This window comes from Kocuria varians, from assembly GCF_006539885.1.
GTDB classification, from domain to species: domain Bacteria; phylum Actinomycetota; class Actinomycetes; order Actinomycetales; family Micrococcaceae; genus Kocuria; species Kocuria varians.
On sequence record NZ_BJNW01000002.1, the window covers coordinates 1 to 18864 of the forward strand.

At 72.0% G+C, this 18864-nt stretch carries 18 protein-coding genes; 4 read left to right on the plus strand and 14 right to left on the minus strand.

Going from position 1 to position 18864, the window contains the following annotated elements; all coding sequences use genetic code 11:
- The 10 genes from KVA01_RS01210 to malQ form a co-directional block, all read right to left on the minus strand.
- Positions 1-2206 (minus strand): bifunctional copper resistance protein CopD/cytochrome c oxidase assembly protein (locus KVA01_RS01210; RefSeq protein WP_141268597.1); only part of this gene is annotated, 2206 nt, incomplete at its 3' end.
- 55 nt (positions 2207-2261) lie between these two features.
- A complete protein-coding gene (locus tag KVA01_RS01215; RefSeq protein WP_082810333.1) occupies positions 2262-3623 on the minus strand; it encodes a Dyp-type peroxidase in 1362 nt (453 codons plus the stop codon).
- Positions 3613-4419 (minus strand): copper chaperone PCu(A)C, encoded by an 807-nt coding sequence (locus KVA01_RS01220; RefSeq protein ID WP_068469236.1) that lies wholly within the window; start codon positions 4417-4419, stop codon positions 3613-3615. The genes KVA01_RS01215 and KVA01_RS01220 overlap by 11 nt, the downstream gene beginning before the upstream one ends.
- Before the next feature lie 250 nt (positions 4420-4669).
- A complete protein-coding gene (locus KVA01_RS01225; protein ID WP_082810331.1) occupies positions 4670-5245 on the minus strand; it encodes a copper resistance CopC family protein in 576 nt (191 codons plus the stop codon).
- A gap of 106 nt (positions 5246-5351) precedes the next feature.
- Positions 5352-5951 (minus strand): hypothetical protein, encoded by a 600-nt coding sequence (locus KVA01_RS01230; protein ID WP_068469232.1) that lies wholly within the window; start codon positions 5949-5951, stop codon positions 5352-5354.
- A gap of 175 nt (positions 5952-6126) precedes the next feature.
- Positions 6127-6411 (minus strand): HU family DNA-binding protein, encoded by a 285-nt coding sequence (locus tag KVA01_RS01235; protein WP_055082754.1) that lies wholly within the window; start codon positions 6409-6411, stop codon positions 6127-6129.
- A 77-nt stretch (positions 6412-6488) separates the two neighbouring features.
- Positions 6489-6794, minus strand: a complete 306-nt coding sequence (rpsN, locus tag KVA01_RS01240) for a 30S ribosomal protein S14 (protein ID WP_068469230.1) — start codon at positions 6792-6794, stop codon at positions 6489-6491.
- 4 nt (positions 6795-6798) lie between these two features.
- Entirely contained in the window at positions 6799-6966 is a 168-nt protein-coding gene (rpmG, locus tag KVA01_RS01245) for a 50S ribosomal protein L33 (RefSeq protein WP_012397435.1), read from the minus strand.
- Position 6967: 1 nt separating this feature from the next.
- The gene (gene rpmB / locus KVA01_RS01250; protein WP_012397434.1) at positions 6968-7204 is read right to left on the minus strand and encodes a 50S ribosomal protein L28; all 237 of its coding nucleotides are present in this window, start codon (positions 7202-7204) and stop codon (positions 6968-6970) included.
- A 583-nt stretch (positions 7205-7787) separates the two neighbouring features.
- Positions 7788-10034 (minus strand): 4-alpha-glucanotransferase, encoded by a 2247-nt coding sequence (gene malQ, locus KVA01_RS01255; RefSeq protein ID WP_141268599.1) that lies wholly within the window; start codon positions 10032-10034, stop codon positions 7788-7790.
- A 118-nt stretch (positions 10035-10152) separates the two neighbouring features.
- Here malQ and KVA01_RS01260 point away from each other — a divergent pair, with 118 nt between their 5' ends.
- Positions 10153-10863, plus strand: coding sequence for an HAD family hydrolase (locus KVA01_RS01260; RefSeq protein ID WP_141268601.1), 711 nt, complete (start codon positions 10153-10155; stop codon positions 10861-10863).
- Positions 10864-11002: 139 nt separating this feature from the next.
- Here KVA01_RS01260 and KVA01_RS01265 read toward each other — a convergent pair whose 3' ends face one another.
- Both KVA01_RS01265 and KVA01_RS01270 read right to left on the minus strand, forming a co-directional pair.
- Positions 11003-11848 (minus strand): HpcH/HpaI aldolase/citrate lyase family protein, encoded by an 846-nt coding sequence (locus KVA01_RS01265; protein ID WP_068469225.1) that lies wholly within the window; start codon positions 11846-11848, stop codon positions 11003-11005.
- A gap of 234 nt (positions 11849-12082) precedes the next feature.
- Positions 12083-13177 (minus strand): glutathione S-transferase family protein, encoded by a 1095-nt coding sequence (locus KVA01_RS01270; RefSeq protein WP_141268603.1) that lies wholly within the window; start codon positions 13175-13177, stop codon positions 12083-12085.
- 164 nt (positions 13178-13341) lie between these two features.
- Here KVA01_RS01270 and KVA01_RS01275 point away from each other — a divergent pair, with 164 nt between their 5' ends.
- Both KVA01_RS01275 and KVA01_RS01280 read left to right on the plus strand, forming a co-directional pair.
- Complete coding sequence (locus tag KVA01_RS01275; RefSeq protein ID WP_068469222.1) at positions 13342-14091, plus strand: NADH-quinone oxidoreductase subunit J; 750 nt, start codon at positions 13342-13344, stop codon at positions 14089-14091.
- 52 nt (positions 14092-14143) lie between these two features.
- Entirely contained in the window at positions 14144-14629 is a 486-nt protein-coding gene (locus KVA01_RS01280; protein ID WP_068469220.1) for a MarR family winged helix-turn-helix transcriptional regulator, read from the plus strand.
- Positions 14630-14970: 341 nt separating this feature from the next.
- Here the strand turns inward: KVA01_RS01280 and KVA01_RS01285 are convergent, their stop codons facing one another.
- Together KVA01_RS01285 and KVA01_RS01290 are read right to left on the minus strand one after the other, a co-directional pair.
- Entirely contained in the window at positions 14971-15921 is a 951-nt protein-coding gene (locus KVA01_RS01285) for a LysR substrate-binding domain-containing protein (protein ID WP_141268605.1), read from the minus strand.
- A 12-nt stretch (positions 15922-15933) separates the two neighbouring features.
- Positions 15934-17643, minus strand: a complete 1710-nt coding sequence (locus KVA01_RS01290; RefSeq protein WP_141268607.1) for a long-chain-fatty-acid--CoA ligase — start codon at positions 17641-17643, stop codon at positions 15934-15936.
- A 171-nt stretch (positions 17644-17814) separates the two neighbouring features.
- Here KVA01_RS01290 and KVA01_RS01295 point away from each other — a divergent pair, with 171 nt between their 5' ends.
- On the plus strand, positions 17815-18843 hold the full coding sequence (locus tag KVA01_RS01295; RefSeq protein ID WP_141268609.1) for a hypothetical protein: 1029 nt from the start codon (positions 17815-17817) through the stop codon (positions 18841-18843).
- The last annotated feature ends 21 nt before the right edge of the window (positions 18844-18864 follow it).

Consider the following 18864-nt stretch of genomic DNA (forward strand, 5'->3'; position numbering starts at 1 on the left):
GGCGGGTGTCGTCGCCCTCCGCGAGCCGGGCCATCATCTCGTTGTAGGCGCGCAGCTCGGCGTCGTCCGTGCGGTCCGCCTGCCGGTCCACGCGCCGGTTCTCCTTGGAGCCCTCCATGGCCCACAGGACGGCGACGATCACGGCGAGCAGGAACGTGGGGAACTCGCCGATCCCCCACATCAGCATGCCGCCGAGCTCCTGGTCCTCCAGCGCACTCGGCCCCCACGGGCGCCCCATGTTCCCGAACCAGGAGGCCTGCAGGACCGTGGTCATGCTCATGATGCTGATCCCGATGAACGCGTGGGCGGCCATCGTGGCGAGCAGCAGCAGCAGGCGCATGGGGTAGGCGGGACGGTGCGGGATCGGGTCGATGCCGATCAGCACGAGCGCGAACATGTACCCGGTGAACAGGAAGTGCACCATCATGAACTCGTGGCCCACGTGGTATCGCAGGGTGAAGCGGAAGAGGTCCGTGAAGTAGAACAGCACGATCGAGAACGCGAAGTTCGCCGCCGCGAAGATGGGGTTGGTCACCACCTTGCCCCACGTGGAGTGCACGAGGCGCAGGATCCACTCGCGCGGACCGCGGGTGCCGTCCCGGCGGGGTTCGAGCGCCTTGAGGACCACCGTGACCGGTGCCCCGGAGACGAGGAACAGCGGGACGATCATGGTCAGGCTCATGTGCTCCACCATGTGCGCGGAGAACAGCACGCGGGCGTACACGGACACGCCGCCGCTCGTGGCGTAGAGCAGGGCCACGAGGCCCACCAACCAGGAGCCGGTGCGCACCGGGGACCAGGTGTCCCCGCGGCGCCACACCTTGAGCGCGGCCCACAGGTAGACCACGGCCATGAAGACCACCACGGCCACCCAGAACCAGTCCAGCCGCCACGTGGTGAACCAGCTGGCCACGGTGGGCTCCGGGGGCAGCTCGTACCACGTGAGGATGCGCGCGGGCGAGGCGTCCGGCTGCAGCTCCTCCGGCACCGGCGGGGCGGTGCGGCCCAGCGCCGTGGCGATCCCCATGAGCAGGCCCATGAGCACCACCTCCCCCAGGACCACCCGCCACAGCGTGGCCGTGCGGGAGCGCGAGCCGTCCTCGACGCCCGGGATCAGCCACTGCCGGTGGGCGAAGCCGGCCACCGCGAGCAGCAGGGTCAGCACGAGCTTCGTCAGGGCGAGCGTCCCGTACGGGGAGGCGAGCTGCTCCCACGTGCCGATGCGCACCGCGGCGTTGATCACGCCCGAGAGCAGCACGAGCACGTAGCAGCCCAGGGCCACCACGGAGTAGCGCCGCAGCACCACCGCGAGCAGGGGCTCGGTGCGGGTGCTCCTGCCGCGCCGGCTGGTCACCGAGGACTCCCGCGCGAGCAGGGGGCCTGCCCACACGAGCACCAGGATCCCGCCCACCCACAGGCACACGCCCAGCAGGTGCAGCCCCAGGGAGTTGACGGCGCCCATGTGGTCCGCGCCGCCGGAGGCGTGGCCGTTCAGCGCCATGGCCACGAGCGCCACGAAGGACAGCGCGAGCGTGCAGAACAGTCCCAGCAGGGCGCGCACGCCGAACACGAGGGTCGTCACGACCGCCGCGACCATCACGATCGTCGCCTGCGCCTGCCCGGTGGAGATCCCGGTGACGTAGTGCAGCAGCTGCTGCGTGTAGTTGTCCCCGCCGCCGATCGCGGAGCCGGAGACGTCCGAGTACGTGAACACCAGCACCGCCACGGCCGCCACGGTCCACACCACGGACGCCGCGGACACGAGCTGCAGCACCGCGCGGAAGACCGGGTGCTCCGGCTGCCCCGCCTGCTCCCTGCTGTTGCGCGGCGGGCGGGTGCGGGAACGGTCCTCGAAGCGGGGCACGACCCCGATGGCGAACAGCAGCCCGCCCATCACCACGGTCATCGCGATGTTGTGGACCACCTTCACGGTGGGCAGGCCCCAGCGCACGAGCGTGCCCGGATCGGCCACCTGCCGCGGCGCGGCCGCGCCCCCGTAGAGGAGCGCGGCCGTCATGCCGATCATGGCCGCCACGAGCACCGCCGCAATGGTCCAGGGGCTCACGCTCACACCGGCTGCCCCGGAACCGCCGCTCCCGCCGGACGACGGCGCGCGGCCGGCCCGGGCGGCGTCGGCCCCGCCCGTGGGTCGGGCGCGGTCCTTTCCGCCGGTTCCCCTGCCCGTCGTGCGTGCGGTGCTGCTCATGCTCGTGACCCTCCGGCCCGTTGGTGGTTCGATCTCACGCTGCCCGCGGTGCCGCTCACGTGAACAGCACGTCCCCGACGAACCCGCCCTCGCGGCACCCCGGCGGGATCGCGAAGACCGCCGAGCCGATCGGAACGGTCCACGTGTTCAGCATGTCCAGCTCGTCCAGCCGCCGCTGGATGGGCACGAACTGCTTCACCGGGTCCGCCTGGTAGGACGCGAAGATCAGCCCCGTGGTGGACACCCCTCCGGAGACGTCCCCGGAACGGCTGCGACCGGACGCGTCGTGCACCGCCAGGTCGTAGTTGTACACCCTACGGAAGATCTTCTCGTCCGGGTTCGGGCTGCGCGAGCGCCGCACGTGGCTGTAGGAGGAGATCACCGGGAAGCCCAGCGGTCCCACGGCGTCCAGGTCCGGCTCGTCGTGCTCCTGCTGCCCCGTGAGGGGGGCGCCGTCCGAGAGCCTGCGCCCCACGGCGTCCTCGCGGGCCGGAGTGTCGGCCTCGTCCCACGTGTCCAGGTTCATGTGGATGCGCCGCAGCACCAGGGAGGTGCCGTCCTGCACCCACGGGGTGAAGCCGCTCTGCCCGTAGACGACCTTCTCGTGGTCCGCCTCCCCCGGGTAGGGGTTGGAGGTGCCGTCCACCTGACCGAAGAGGTTGCGCATGGTCTGCCCGTCCGGGGTGGCGCCCACCGTGTTGCGGAAGCCGTCCTGCACCCACTGCACGCTCGCGAACGAGCGGACGTCCTTGAGCAGCACGCGCTGCGCGTGGGCGAGCGTGAGCTTGTCGTCGCAGCACAGCTGCAGCAGCAGGTCCGCCTGTCCCCAGGCCTCCTGCAGCCGGTCCACACCGAACGCGGGCAGCGGACGCAGCCACTGCGGCACGCGGGACGGGGCGATCAGCTTCACCGTGCGCGGGCCGAAGCCCACCGTCACGGTCAGCCGCGACGGGTTCTCCGCGAGCCACGGTTCCTGGTCGTTGACGGGCGCCTGCCCACTGGTCAGCGCCGCGGCGTCGTCCGTCAGCACGCGCAGCAGCCGCCGCAGCGAGTCGCGGGTGGCCGCGGCGTCGAGCTTCAGACCGACGAACGCGCAGAACGCCTGCGGCAGCGTGGCCACGCCGGCCTGCCGGGCCCCGTGGAACGGTTCCGTGCGCTGCCCGGGACGGGTCTCGTCCGTGGCGGCGCCGGACCACGGGGCCTGTCCCCCGAGTGCCGCGGCGGACACGGCCCCGAGGCCGGTGACCCCGGCCCCGGCGACCGCGCCCGTGAGCAGCGACCGCCGGTTCCAGGCCGGGCGGTCCGTGGGGGCCGCGTCGCTGGGGGCCGGACCAGAGAGGTCTGTCTCAGCGGCCGCCCGGCCCCTCGGCGCGGGGTCAGGCGGTGCCGGGTCGGTCGATGCCGGGTCAGTGGGCATGGCACTCCGGCAGGGCGGAGGAGGACGGCGAGCTCATGGCCATGCCCTCGTGCCCCGCGTGCTCGGAGGATCCCGACGCCGCGGCTGACGCATCGCCGTGCCCGGAGTGGTCGTGGCCCGCGTGCTCGTCCGACGGTGCACCCGTCGCCGCCGAGGAAGACATGTCCATGCCGGAATGCGAGGCGTGCGGGTCCGCGGAACCGCTCGCCCCCTCACCCGGGGCGTACTCCTCCTTGGCCCCGGAGTAGTCACGCACGGGGACGGTGACGTCCTGCGTCCCGGCGTCCGTGCGCAGCTGCAGCGTGAGGTCCGCGCCCGCCTTGAGCGAGCACGTCAGACCCATGAGCATGATGTGGTTCCCTCCGGGCTCCAGGGTGATGCTCTTGCCCGCCGGGATCGTGAAGCCGCCGTCCTTCTCCTTCATCGTGGAGGACCCGTTCGAGCCGTCCGTGACGGTCTCGTGCAGCTGCACGGACTCGGCGGTGCCCTGGGCGGTGGCGCCCGTGAGTGTCACGTCCTTGTCCGACGTGTTGGTCAGGGTGCCGAACGCGGCGGTCATGCCGGAGTCGGCGGCCTTGGCCCACCCGTTGTCGAGGGTGAGAGGCGCCGCGGATGCGGACGCGCTGGTCGGGCTCTGCGCCGACGACGACGCTTCGTCCCCCTGCTGCGCGGAGCAGCCGGTCACGGCCGCGAGCCCCAGGCCGAGCGCGACGACCGTGGCCAGGGCACGGTGTGCCGCGGGCCGCGTGGTCAGCGGACGGTCGGTGGTGGTCGGGGCGGTGGTGTGCTGGTTCATGGTGTGTGTCCTTGTGAAGTGTGTGGTCCGCTGCGCGCGGGGCATGTCGCCGGGAGTCGCGGCGGGTTCGAGCCGGTGGCTGCGCGCCGGGCCGCTGGGAGCGTGGCGGGCCGCCGGCGGCGCGAGGGGGTTGACCGGAGTGCGCGGAGGGTTCCGCGCCAGACCGTTGCTCTCTCCGCGGCTCTGCCCATATGCCGCTCCGCGCATACGGACCGGGTGTCAGGGATGTGGTTCGTGTCCGCGGGGTGGGTCAGCGCTGGCGCGGGCGGGTGGCGAAGGCCAGCACCACGAGCAGCAGCACGAGCGCGACGCCGCCGCCGATCACCGGCAGCACCCAGCCCGGGATGCCCGAGCCGTTGACCTGCTGGGAGCCGTCGTTGCGCGCGGGACTCTCGGACCCGGACGCCACGGGAGCCGGGGACGCCGTGGACCCCGCACCCTCGCCCACGTTGTACGTGAAGGTGCCCTCGATCGGGTGGCCGTCCTGGGAGACCACGCGCCACGTGACCGTGTAGGTCTCGTCCGTGTCCCCACCCTCGCGCAGCGGCTGGGAGACCTTGGTCTTCTGCACGGCCAGGGTCCCGCGCGTGATGTCCGTGCCGTGGGAGTCCGTGACCCGGACCTCGCTGCCGATGTCCTGAATGTTGCCGGAGAAGGTGAGCTCGAGCGTCGTCGGTGCCTTCGCAATGCTCGACCCGGCCTCCGGGTTCGTGCTCACGAGCTCGTCGTGCGCCCTTGCGGGGCCTGCAGTGACCAGCACCAGGGCAAGGGCCACGAGGCCCGCCCACAGTGCGGGGAGGATGGAACGTGATGATGTGCGTGACATGGAATGACTCTCCTGCGCGGTGCGCGCGGTGTGCCGCACGGAGCGGCGGGTGGACGGTGGATGCCGAGGAGGGCATCGACGCCGCGGCGGGTGCCGGGGGCGATGCCTACGCGGCCACCGGCGGCCCACGGTACCCGCACAGGCACGAGAGCAGGAGCTGGTCCGCCAGCGCCCGGGGAGAGGCCCATGCGGTCCGCCGCCGCACGGGCACGGCCACCGGCCGCGGATGAAGGGTGAGCAGGCCCAGGACCCGCAGCGAGACGGCGTCGACCAGGCGCAGCACCGCCACTTCACCGTGGCGCAGCAGGGCGTACGTGGCGAGGGCGGCGACCACGTGCCCCACCACCATCGGGAGGCCGTGGTGGGCCATGGGCGGCACGGCGGAGATCAGCACCTGAGCGCCGTCGGCCGTTGCGGCAGCACCGTGGTGGTGACCGTGGTCGAGCACGCGGGCGGCGCCCGCGGACTGCGCGAACAGGGTGTGCAGCAACGCCTGGCTCACCACCACGCTCGCGGCAGTGCCCAGCCGGGAGATCCTCCGGCCGGAGAGGAGCATGCACACGGGGGCCGCGAGGCACAGCGAGAGCGCCATGATCAGGGGTGACGGCCACGTCCCGTCGAGAGCGGCGTGGGAACCGGCCGCGAGCGCTGTGGCGGTGAAGGCCGCCACCCAGCCCCGGGCAAGCCGGCGCGCGCGAGGGGACACCGAACACCTCCGAGGCTGATGAGTGGGCACGACAGTCGAGTCCCATTATGCGCGTTCCAGTGGCCCTGCAAGAACCTCGCCACGCGCACACCTCCCACATGCAAAGGGACCGTTCGCGCGAGTGCGCGAACGGTCCCTGGGGCGCTCACGGGTCCGGGACCCGTTCAGAGCTGTCTCACTTGGAGGAGACGGCAGCCTTCAGCTTGGAGCCGGCGGTGAGCTTCACACCGTGGCCGGCGGGAATCTGGATGGCCTCACCGGTCTGCGGGTTGCGGCCCTGACGAGCGGCACGGTCGGTGCGCTCCACGGAGAGCCAGCCCGGGATGGTGATCTTCTCGCCCTTGGAGACGGAGCTCTCGAAGACCTCGAAGAGGGAATCCAGCACGCCGTTGACGGCGGCCTGGGTGTTGCCGGACTTCTCGGCAACCTCGGCGACGAGTTCGCTGCGGTTCATAGCCATGTACGTGTCCTCCTGGACTGGGTCGGCATTCTCTCGGAAGGGATGACCGGGGGGCTAGGGCCCCTCCGGTGGAGAAATTACCAGCTGGACTTGTAGATACCGGGCAATTCGCCGCGGTGAGCCATGTTGCGGAAGCGCACGCGGGAGATCCCGAAACGCTGGAAAGTGCCGCGGGGACGGCCGTCGATCTGGTCGCGGTTGCGCACGCGGATCGGGGAGGCGTCACGGGGCAGCTTCTGCAGGCCCAGGCGGGCCTCCTCGCGTGCCTCGGGGGACGCGTTCTCGTCCACGAGGGTCTTCTTCAGCTCAGCACGCTTGGCCGCGTAGCGCTCGACGATGACCTTGCGCTGCTCGTTCTTGGCGATCTTGGACTTCTTGGCCATGGTTTCAGCGCTCCTCGCGGAAATCGACGTGCTTGCGGACCACCGGGTCGTACTTCTTCATGACGAGGCGGTCGGGGTTGTTCCGGCGGTTCTTGCGGGTGACGTAGGTGAACCCGGTACCGGCCGTGGACTTCAGCTTGATGATGGGACGTACGTCCTTGTCCTTGGCCATCTCAGATCTTCTCCCCACGTGCGATGAGCTCGTTGACCACGGCGTCGATGCCGCGGGCATCGATGACCTTGATGCCCTTGGCGCTCAGGTTGAGCGTGACGTTGCGCCGCAACGAGGGCACCCAGTAACGCTTCTTCTGGATGTTCGGGTTCCACCGGCGCTTGGTGCGGCGGTGCGAGTGCGAGATGCTGTGGCCAAAGCCCGGCTGGGCCCCGGTCACCTGGCAGTGCGCTGCCATAGTGTTCTCCTCCAATGTCCAATGTCGACGAAATGACGGCACGCATGGCGGCCGCCGGGCGGTGTTCCGCCAGCGGCCGTGGCCACGAGTGGTCCGTCACCTCAAGAAAATGCCACCGTTCGCGCGCCGGGCGTGATGTTCTCTTACCCCGCGGCAGTACCGGTCAGGGCACTCGCTACGACGAAGACGGTGAAGATCTAGGCGCCGGTAGATGGACTCCACCACACGACAGCCTTAGATTCTAGGCTTCTACGGACTCTCTCGCAAATTTGAAACGGAAACGGTGCGATTGAGCGCCCCTCGATCCTAGCCGGTGAGCCGCGATGCGCCAATTCCCGGGCCCGCGACGGCGGGCCGGGTCGCCGTCGGCACTCGCGGGACGCGGCACCGGACGGGCCCCGACGCATCGGGATGCAGACACGAGCAGGGGTGGCGACCCGTCCATGACCCGGCTCGCCACCCCAACACGCTTTCTTCGGCCCCATCTCCTCACCCAGGAGATTAGGTAAGACTTATCTTACCTAATTCTTCCGGCGCGGCAACCCCCGCCGCGAACCGGCAGCGGAGTCCTCGGAACACCCGCTCAGGAGCCCGAGGACGCCGTGCGGAACGGGTCCGCGATGTCCCGCCGCTCGGGCTGCGTGGGAGCCCGTGAGGTGACCTTGGGATCCCTCCGGTGCGTGCCCAGCGCCTCGTTGACCACGTCCACGAGCCGGTTCACGCGTTCGATGCGAGGCAGGTTCTCGAGCATCACGGGACGGCCGTCGGAGTCCGCCAGGGGCACCCGCCAGTTGGGGTACTCGTCACTCGTGCCGGGTTGGTTCTGGATCCGCTTCTCCCCCACGGCGTCCACCAGGGACACGTTGAGCAGCAGGGACGGGGCGTCGCACAGGTAGCGGTACAGCGCCTCGATCTTCTCCTCCGGCCCGGCATCCTCCCCGTCCGGGAGGTAGCCGGCCTCGGCCACCGCGGTGAAGAAGGTGTCCAGCTGGCGCTGCGCCTCCGCGCGCTCCTCCTCCGGGGAGCGGGCGAGCAGGTCCAGCTTCTCGCGCAGCTCCAGCTGCACGCCCTCCAGGTAGCCCGCGGTGGGCGGGAGGTCGTGGGTGTTGACCGAGGCCATGCACAGCTCGCGGTAGCGGGAGGGGTCCAGGGGGACGTCCCCGTCCATCTCGAACCACAGGATGGACGTGCCCAGCACGCCCTTGCTCTCCAGGTAGTCGCGCACACCGGGTTCCACGGTCCCCAGGTCCTCGCCCACCACGAGCACACCGGCCAGCTCGGCCTCCAGGGCGAGGACGCCCACCATGGCCTCGTGGTCGTAGTAGACGTACGTGCCGTCCGAGGCCTTGTTGCCGTCCGGGATCCACCAGAGCCGGAACAGCCCGGCCACGTGGTCGATCCGCACGCCGCCGGAGTGGCGGAAGATCGTGCGCATCATCTGGCGCCACGGCCGGTACCCCACGGCCGCGAGCTTCTCGGGGTGCCACGGCGGCTGGCTCCAGTCCTGGCCCAGCTGGTTGTACATGTCCGCCGGGGCACCCACGCTCACGCCCTGCGCCATGACGTCCTGCAGGGCCCAGGCGTCCGCGCCGTGCTTGTGCACGCCCACGGCGAGGTCGTGCACCACGCCGATGTCCATGCCCGCCCGGTGCGCCGCGCGCTGGGCGGCCTCGAGCTGGTTGTCCAGCAGCCACTGCAGCCACACGTGGAAGTTGATGCGGTGGCGCAGCCGCGAGCGCGCCTCCTGGGCGTACGGGGACTCGGGCGAGGCGGCCTCGTCCTGCCACAGCGGCGAGTCCTCCCCGAGCTCCTCGCGCAGCGCGCACCACAGGGCGAAGTCCTGCAGGGGCTGGCCGCCCTGGGCCACGAAGGCCTCCAGCTGCTGCTGGCGGTAGGGCGAGCGGCGCACCGTGTAGAGCAGCTCCAGGGTCTTGAGCTTGGCCGCGAACGCGGAGTCGCGGTCGATCGTGGCGGGGTCCAGCACCGCCTTGCGCTGGATCGCCGCGAGCCGGTCCACGACCTCCCGGTCCGCCGGACGCAGGTATGGGAACTCGGCCACGTCCGCCACGCGCAGGTACAGGGGGTTGAAGAACCGGCGGCTGGACGGCAGGTAGGGCGAGGGCTCCACCGGGGGTTCGGGCTCCGCGGCGTGCAGCGGGTTGATGAGCACGTAGTCCGCGCCCTGGACGCCGCTCACCGCGGCGAGGGACGCGAGGTCGGAGAGGTCGCCCACGCCCCACGAGCGCGAGGAGGCCACCGAGTAGAGCTGGGCCATGTAGCCCCAGCGCCGCTGCCCGCGCAGCCGGTCGGTGGTGCTGAGCCGACGGGGCGTGACCGCCACGTCGATCTGCTCGGTCTCGCCGGAACCGGTGCTCGCCTCGAGGCGGTACCAGCCCAGGGACAGCCCGCTCGGCAGGGCGTGGTCCACACGCCGTCGGGCCTCGCCCCCGACGTCCCGCGTCTGCGGGTTGGCTCCCCGGGCGGGTTCGAGCTCCTGAACCTCGTCCGGCGCGTCCTCGGGCCACAGCCGCACGCGCACGGTGTCACCGTCCGCAACGGTCACGGGCACCGAGGCCTCGGCGCCCTCCTCGGTCACGAGCAGGGGCGGCAGCAGCCGCAGCCACGGGGCGTCCTCGCGCTCGCGCAGGGTGCGCTGCGCGGCGTCGTCGTCCGCGACGTCCGCGCCCAGGGCCGTGAGGACGCTGCGCAACGTCTGCTCCGGCACCGTGACCTCGGACCCATCGAATCCCTCGTACTGCGTGGCCACCCCGTACTCCGTGGCCAGGCGCTGCAGCGTGGTGTCCCCTGAATGTCTCGCGTTCTCCGGCATGGTCCCACTCTAGCCAGCGGGGCGACGCGCGCTCGCCGCCCTGGCAGCCGCCCCGCGCCGACGACGACGCCCGCTCCCGGCGCGCGGGCCGCCCCACCGCGCGTGGTTGACTGGGACCATGGAACCCACCCTCCCCGCACCGGACCCGCAGTGGCGCCCGCACGCCGTCGTCTTCGACTGCGACGGGGTGCTCATGGACACCGAGAGCGCGTGGGCCCACGTGCAGCGCGACGTCGCCGAGGACTTCGGCGTGGCGATCGACGAGCGCACCGAGAAGGACCTGATGGGCCTCTCCGCCCGGGACGTGGCCCGGCACATCACGCGCGAGGCCCAGAAGCTGGCGGAGGTGCGCGGGAGCGCGGCGCCGTCCTTCGACGAGGTCTCCGCCCACCTGCTGCGCACCGAGGACGAGGTCGTCGGATCGGTGATCGAGCCGCTGCCCGGCGCCCTGGAGACCGTCCGTGCCTTCGCGCGGCACGTGCCGGTGGCCGTGGCCAGCAACTCGACCGGCCCGATCCTGGACCGCAAGATGAAGGCCGTGGGGCTGGAGGGCGTGCTGCAGACGTGGGTCAGCGCCGACGACGTGGCCGACGGCAAGCCCTCCCCCGACATCTACGAGGAGGCCGTGCGCCGGCTCGGGGTGGCACCGGCGGACGCGCTCGCCGTGGAGGACTCGCCGGCGGGCACCACCGCCGCGGAGGCCGCAGGGATGGCCGTCCTGGGCGTCCCCCGCGGCCACGACGAGCCGCTGCGCAGCCACTGGCTGGTGGGCTCCCTGGACGATCCCGCCCTCGTCGAGCTGCTGCGCGGGTGGGGCGTCGAGCGCTGAACCGCCGCGCGGGCGGCGCGGAGCCCGCGCCCTATGCGGACCGCAGAGGGCCACACCCCCGGACCTGCCCCGACGACGAGGGCCCGCGTCCCCACCGCGGTGGAGGACACGGGCCCCGAGGGCAGCGGGTGCTGTCCGCTCAGCTGTTCCAGAGGCCGTAGGTCTCGGCCAGCTCGGAGACCTTCTTGGCGCGCGCGAGGCGCGGCAGGTAGGAGCCGTCCGCGCCGGCGTGGCCGGAGTTCGCCTGCTCGATCATCTCGCGGGCCCAGCTGATCTCCTGCTCGCTCGGCGCCAGCGCGTGGTTGATGCCGTCCGTCTGGGCGGGGTCCAGGCACAGCTTGCCGGTCATGCCCATGGACTGGGTGACCTTGCACGCCGCCGCGAGATCCTCCCCGAACATGCCGTTGCTGGGGCCGTCGATGGGCCCGGGCAGCTCGCCCACGCGGGACGCCGTGACCAGGGTCGAGCGTGCGAACGCGAGCGCCATGGGATCGCCGGAGGCGCCGGTGTCCTTGCGGAAGTCCCCCACGCCGAACGCGAGGCGGAAGACGCCGGGTGCGCGCGCGATGTCGTACGCGTTCATCAGGCCCACGGCGGACTCGATGAGCGCGACCACGGGCGTTCCCGCGCGGCTCATCATGGCGGTCTTGGTGATGTGGTCCGGGTGCTCGGTCTTGGCGAGCACGATGCCCCGCAGGTTGCGCACCTCGCTCAGCGCCGCGAGGTCCTTCTCCCAGTGCGGGGTGCTGATGTCGTTGACGCGCACCCACGCGCTCACGCCGTCCTGCATGGCCTCGACCATCTGGGCCCGCGCACGGTCCTTGTCCTCCTCCGGCACGGCGTCCTCGATGTCCAGGACCACGGAGTCCGCCTCGGAGGCCATGGCCGGCGCGAAGAGGGAGGGGTCCGCCGCGGACGTAAGCAGCCAGGAACGGGAGAGCCGTGCGGGAAGTGTTGCTGCACGCTGATTGCGGTACGGGGCCATGGATCTCCTCCGGGAGTGGTCGGGCGGCGTCCGGGGAACGGACGGAACGGCTGCGGATCCGGCGGCGCGCTGCCGCTGCACCCCGGCGCGAGGGCGCGGCGGGAGCTCGGTTCCGGACCCGAAACCACATAAACCCTAGTACCCGGGCACCGGTGCCGCTCCCCGCGTGACGCGCAAAGGCCCCCCGCCCCGCTTTGTGGGGATCCCACGAGGAACGACGCCCCCGCGCGCCCCTCAGCCGGCGAGCGGCGTGTGCGCCGCGGGCACGCGCTCCTCCGGGCGCACCGGTCCGGGAGCCGTGGCCCCGGGAGCGAACGGTGATCCGCCGAGCGACTCGCGCCCGTGCGGCGTCGTCCAGGTGGAGAGGTCCGGGCCCAGCGGCACGATCCCGGACGGGTTGATGTCCCGGTGCACCACGAAGTAGTGCTCCTTGATCTGCTGGAAGTCCACCGTGTCCCCGAAGCCGGGCGTCTGGAACAGGTCGCGGGCGTAGCCCCACAGGTTCGGCATCTCGACGAGCTTGTTCCGGGAGGCCTTGAAGTGGCTCACGTACACGGGGTCGAAGCGGACCAGTGTGGTGAACAGCCGCACGTCCGCCTCCGTGATGTGCTCGCCCATCAGGTAGCGGCGGGTCGCGAGGCGCTCCTCGAGCCAGTCGAGCCCGGCCCACAGCCGGTCGTAGGCGGCGTCGTAGGCCTCCTGCGAGCCCGCGAAGCCGCAGCGGTACACGCCGTTGTTGACCTCCGTGTAGATCCGGCGCATCACCGGGCGCATCTCGTCGAGCAGCTCGGCGGGCCACAGGTCCGGCGCGCCCTCCCGCTGGTACGGGCCCCACTGGGTCGCGAAGTCCTCGGTCATCTGCGGGAAGTCGTTGGTCACGACCTGCCCGGTGGGGACGTCCACGACGGCCGGCACCGTGATGCCGCGCGGGTAGTCGGGGAACCATGTGAAGTAGTTCTCCTGCAGCCGCTGGGTGCCCAGCACGGGGTCACGCCCGTCCGGGTCCAGGTCGAACTGCCAGGAACGGGAGTCGTGGGTGGGCCCCGCGAGACCCAGGGAGAGGGCGTCCTCCAGGCCCAGCAGACGGCGCACGATCAGCGTGCGGTTCGCCCAGGGGCACGCGCGGGCCGGGACCAGGCGGTACCGCCCGGGTTCCACGGGCCACGCCTGCGCGCCGGGTGAGAGCTCGGCGTGCGCGGGGTCCGCCACGATCCGGTCCTCGATGTAGGTGGTGTCGCGGTCGTACTCCTCGCCCTCGTGGACGTAGGAGCCCACCGTGGAGTACTTCTCGTGGTCCTGGCCGGTGCCTCCGGCCGCCGTCTCCGACATGTCCCGCCTCCTGTCGACGTCTGTGCGTGTCGTTCCCCACCCTCCCACGCACGACCCCCGGACGCACCGGTCACCGCGTCACCGCGGCGGGATACAGTGGCCATGATGAGGCCGCTCGCGGCAACCAGCCGCGCGGCACCGCCGATCACCCACCCTGGACCACCATGACTTCCGCCCAGCACCCCCGCGACCCGCACGGTCCGTCCGAACCCCGCGCCCGGGAGACGCCCTCCCCCGCGGCACGGTCCGGGGACACGCACGTCCCGGACCGGGACGAGCCGCCGCGCTACGGCATCCGCCGGGAGCCCTCCGAGGAGCCCGTCGGGGCACGGCAGCCGCGCGAGTCCGGCGACGTGCGCGCGGCGTCCCCGCAGGCCACCCGCCGCATGGGCCGCGGCCTCTCCTTCACCGCGATCCTGCTGGGTGTGCTCGTGGGCCTCGGCCTGCTGGCCGGGGGCTCGTGGCTCGGATGGGTCGTCGGGGGGCTGCTGGTTCTCGTGGGCCTGGGCGGCTATGTGCTCGTGCAGACGCGTGCGCTGCCCGCATTCCGCGACCCGCACGAGCCCCCGCGCCGCGCATGGTCCAAGCTGTGGCTCATCCCCGCCGTGCTGCTGGTGCTGGGCCTGGGGTGCTTCGCCACGGCCTTCGTGGTGCCCTCGTGGCTCGGGCCCGTGGTGGACCCGGACCTGCTGGACGACTACGTCCTGGCGTTCGTCGTGGGCGGCATGACCCTCGTGGTGGGCGCGGGCCTCGGCTTCGGCCTCGTCGCCGTCGCGCGGCTCACCCGCCCGGACGACGACGACTCACCCCTGCGCCCCACCGACTACGCGCAGCGCGTGCGCGAACGGGACCGCCGAGAGAACACCGGCGGCCACTACGACTCCGACTGGATCACGCGCGACCCCCGTGACTGACCACCCGCCCGCACCGCCGCAGCCCCCGGCGCACCGCAGAAAGCCCCGCCCCATGGACACCCCACCCAGCGCCCGGAACGTCAGATGGCTCAGCGAGACCGAGCAGGACGTCTGGCGCGGCTTCCTCCAGCTCAGCCGCGGCATGGAACGGGCCGTGGACCGGCAGCTGCAGCGCGACAGCGACCTCTCCAGCTCCGAGTACGAAATCCTGGTGCCGCTCTCCGAGGCGCCCTCCGAGGGGTTGCCCTCGCGGGAGCTACTGCGGCTTCTGGGCTGGGAGCGCTCGCGGCTGTCCCACATGCTCTCGCGGATGGAGCGCCGCGGCATGATCTCCCGCTCCCCCAGCCCCACGGACGCCCGCGGGCTCGTCGTGGGGATCACCGCCCACGGCCGGGAAGTCATCGAGAACGCGGCCCCCGGGCACCTGGTACTCGTGCGGGAGGCCTTCATGGACCTGCTGGACGAGGAGGAGAGCTCCGCCCTGCTGGGCATCGCGGAGAAGGTGCTCCCCCGGCTCGAGGAGATGGGCCACCGCTGAGGGGTCGCCCCCGAGGGATCCGTGCCGGGCGGTCCGGGAAAAAGTCCTGTTAACAGGGGACGGGTCCTGCCACTTGGGGGATCGGCAGGACCCGTCGGACATCCCGAATCTGGGGGAGATCGGGACGCCGGCCAACCGGGGGAACGTCCGTGCGCTCATTTGGGGGGATGCGCCCGGGCCACTTCGGCCGACATCAACACTTTATGTGGCAACTCCATCGAGACGCAAGTAATGGGGCGCATTGCGCACAAAATATCATTTCGCATCGTCTTTTGGGCCGGTGGCAGGGCGCAACATTCCGTCACACCGTCATATAGGTGAGGGTTCCCTCACCACGAGAACTACGGCAGGGCGACGTCGTTGTCCCCCGGAAGAACCACACCCTCCGCCCGCTGCGGCGCCGCCACCCCGGTCCCGCCGTCCGTGAGGTCCACCACCACGTCCAGCAGGGAGCGCACGAGCGCGGAGCGCTCGTCACGGCGCCACGCGAGCGCCAGCTCCACCTCCGGCGCGTCCACCAGGTCCACGTAGGCCACGCCGTCGAGCCGCAGGGCCCGCACCGAGGCCGGGACCGCGGCGATCCCGCTGCCCGCGGCGACGAAGGAGAGCATCTCGGCGGTGCCCTGCGCGACCCGGGCGGTGCGCGGCTCGAACCCGTGGCGCCGGCACAGCTCGCGCAGCGCACGGTGGACCACGGACATCGGCGGGTGCGCGACGAACGCCTGTTCCCGCAGCTCGGCCACCTCCGGGGCCCGGCCGGCGGCGAAGGAGCTCCCGGCGGGGACCGCGACCACCAGGGGATCCCGACGGAGCACCCGGAACTCGACCTCCGGGGAGGCCACCGGCGGGCGGAGGAAGGCGATGTCCAACGAGCCGTCCCGCAGCCCGCTCTCCATGGTGGGCGTCAGCAGCTCGCCCCGGGCCAGCGCACCCACCCCGGGCAGCCGCTCCTCGATCCGGCGCACGACCGCCGGCATCAGGTCGTAGGTCGCGCTGCCCGCGAAGCCGAGCCGGGCGTCCCCCGTGGTGCCGCTGCCGAGCCGACGCACGTCCGCCTCGAGGGCCTCGAGCTCCTCGACGACCTTGCGCCCACGGTCCAGCAGCTCCTGGCCCGCGGGCGTGAGGTCCACGCGGCGCGTCGTGCGGTCCAGCAGCCGTACCCCCAGCTGCTCCTCCAGCTGCCGGATCTGCTGCGACAGCGGCGGCTGCGCCATGTGCAGCCGCTTGGCCGCACGGCCGAAGTGCCGCTCCTCGGCCACGGCGATGAACTGGGTGAGGTGTCGCAGCTCCACGGATGCCAGGCCTCAGGAGTCCAGGAGCTTGCGCTCCAGGATCTCCTCCTTGACCGCGCGCCGCAGGGTCTTGCCGAGCATGGTGCGGGGCAGGTCCGCCATGGCCACGATGCGGCGCGGGACCTTGTAGCGGGTGACCTTGTCGTAGCAGTGCTGCCGCAGGGCGGCCTCGTCGAGGGTGGTGCCGGGCTCCAGGACCACCGCCGCGACCACGGTCTCGTTGCCGTCCGCGTTGGGGATGCCCACCACGGCGGCGTCCGCGACGCTGTCGTGGAGCTTCAGCGCGGTCTCCACCTCCGTGGGCGCCACGTTGAACCCGCCGGTGATGATCACTTCCTTGATCCGGTCCACCACGCGCAGGAAGCCGTCCTCGTCCACCGTGACCACGTCACCGGTGCGCAGCCAGCCGTCCTCCGTGAACAGCTCCGCGGTCTCCTCCGGGCGCTTCCAGTACCCGCGGGTTACCTGCGGACCCTTGACCAGCAGCTCGCCCTCGGCGTCCACGGGGACGTCGTCGTCCGTGCCCGGCTCCACCATGCGGATGTCCGTACTGGGGAACGGGATGCCGATCGAGCCCGCGCGGCGGTGCTCGTTGAGCGGGTTGCACGCCACCAGCGGCGAGCACTCGGTGAGCCCGTAGCCCTCGATCAGCATGCCTCCCGTGGCATCTTCCCATGTCCCGACGAGGGGGACGGGCAGCGTCATGGCACCGGAGACGGCCACGCGGATGCCTGACAGCTCCACGCCCGTCTCCTCGGCGGTGTCGAGCACCTTCTGGTAGACCGGCGGAACGGCGGGCAGCACGGTGGGCATGCTCTTCTTCATGGCCCGCAGGATGAGGTCACCGCGCACGGTGGGGAACAGCACGAGCTTGGCGCCCAGGGACATGGCGAACGTGAGCCCCAGGGTGAGGCCGAACGCGTGGAAGAGGGGAAGCACTCCGTAGACCACCTCGTCCGAGGAGCTGTCGAGCCAGTGCCGGCCCATGAGGGCGTTGGACTCGAGGTTGCGGTGACTCAGCATCGCACCCTTGGGGTTGCCGGTGGTGCCGGAGGTGTACTGCAGCAGGGCGATGTCGTGCGCGGTGGGGCGGGGGTGGTCCGTGCGCAGCGGCTCGTGGGCCACGAGGGTCTTCCACGCGATGGCCCCCGGCGCGGACTGCGTGAGCTCGCGGCGCTGCTCCCTGAGCTTCTTGACCGGCAGCCGCAGCCCGAGGCGCATCAGCGGCGACATGCCCTCGGTGATGTCCACGGCCACCACGTGCTCCACCGCGAGGTCCTCGGGCATCTGGAGGATGGAGGTCGCGATCTTGTCCCACGCGATCACCACGCGCGCCCCGTGGTCCTCGAACTGGTGGCGCAGCTCCGGAGCCGTGTAGAGGGGGTTGTGCTCCACCACGATGGCCCCGAGGCGCAGCACCGCGTAGAAGGCGACGATGTGCTGCGGGCAGTTGGGCAGCACGATGGCCACGCGGTCCCCCGCCTGCACCCCCATGATCCGCAGCCCCTCGGCCGCACGCTGCACCTGGTCGCCCAGGCGCGCGTAGGTCATCCCGGCCCCGAAGAACTCCACGGCCGTCTTCCCGCCGTGGCGCGCGACCGACTTCTCCAGCATGTGCACGAGAGAGGTCTCGGGGAGGTCCAGGTCGCGCGGCACCCCGGGGTCGTAGCTCGCCGTCCAGGGTCGCGCCGCCAGGAAGTCTCGGGAATTCGCCTCAGCCATGTGTGCGAGGTTACCCGCCCGTCCGTTCCCGCGCATGGGAACCCCCGTACCGTCGCGCTCCCGTCGTCCGGCGAGACCTCCCGCACCGTCCCGCTCTCCGCGCCTCCACCCGCCCCGACCTCGGTAGACTTCGGGGACCGCACCGGATCTCCCGCCGAAACGAGGCCACCCATGTCCCCCTCCTCCGCCCTCCCGTCCGCCCGCGACCCGTTCGACAACGGCGAGGCGCCCTGGACGGAGCGGACCCCGGCGGCGGCCGGTCCCGCGGACGGCGAGACCACGCGCCCCCTCCCGGAACCGGGCGGCGTCGGCAGCGGTGCGCGCGGCGTCGGGACCCCCGGGGACCGTCGGGATCCGGACACGATGCATGATTCCCCCGCCGCCACGGCGGCCATGCCCGCCCTCACGGACGACGACGCCCGTGGCACCTCTCCCGCCGCCGCGCCCCAGAGCGGGCGGACCGGCGTGGCCTCGGGCCGGCTGCACCCGAGGGACGGTGCGTCCCGCTACGCCGGCCCGGTGGGCGACGACCACCTCACCCCCGCGCAGGACCGCATCACCGCCGAGGCCGCCTGGGACACCATGCGTCCCGACGTGCGCCCGGACGGTGCGTCCGCCGTGCGGCGGCCCACCGCCGAGGAGCTGCGCGCCCGTCAGAAGCGGCGCTTCGGGGGCCTGCAGGCCCTGCCCGGCCTCATGGGCCTCCTGGCCGCGATGGCGCTGGGTGCCCTGCTGTCCGGGGTGCTCGCGCTCGTGGCGCCGCAGTTCGGCGTCGACACCGCGGGCAGCGCCGGGGACGTCCTGGAGCGCGCGTGGCAGCAGCCCGGGGCCACCGCGCTGTGGGGCGCGGTGGCCGCGCTCGGCGTGGTCGAGTTCCTCTCCATGCTCGCGGGCGGATACGTGGCCGGGCGCATGGGCAGGTTCTCCGGGCCTGCGCAGGGGCTCAGCGTGTGGCTGTGGTCCCTGCTCGCCCACGCGGTGGCCTCCGGGGCGGTCCTGCTGTGGGCCGACGCCACTGAGCTGGGCGGGCCCCGGTGGGTCGTGCAGCAGGTGGTCGGCGGGAATCCCGGGGTCGGACTCGTCGCTCTCGCGGGGCTGCTCGTGCTCGGTCTCCTCGCCGCGATCCTCGGTGGAACCTGGGGAATGCGCTACCACCGCAAAGTGGACGCCTGGACGGTTTCGCATGCACTGAGCGAGTAGACTTTGCCTGTCGAGGACCTG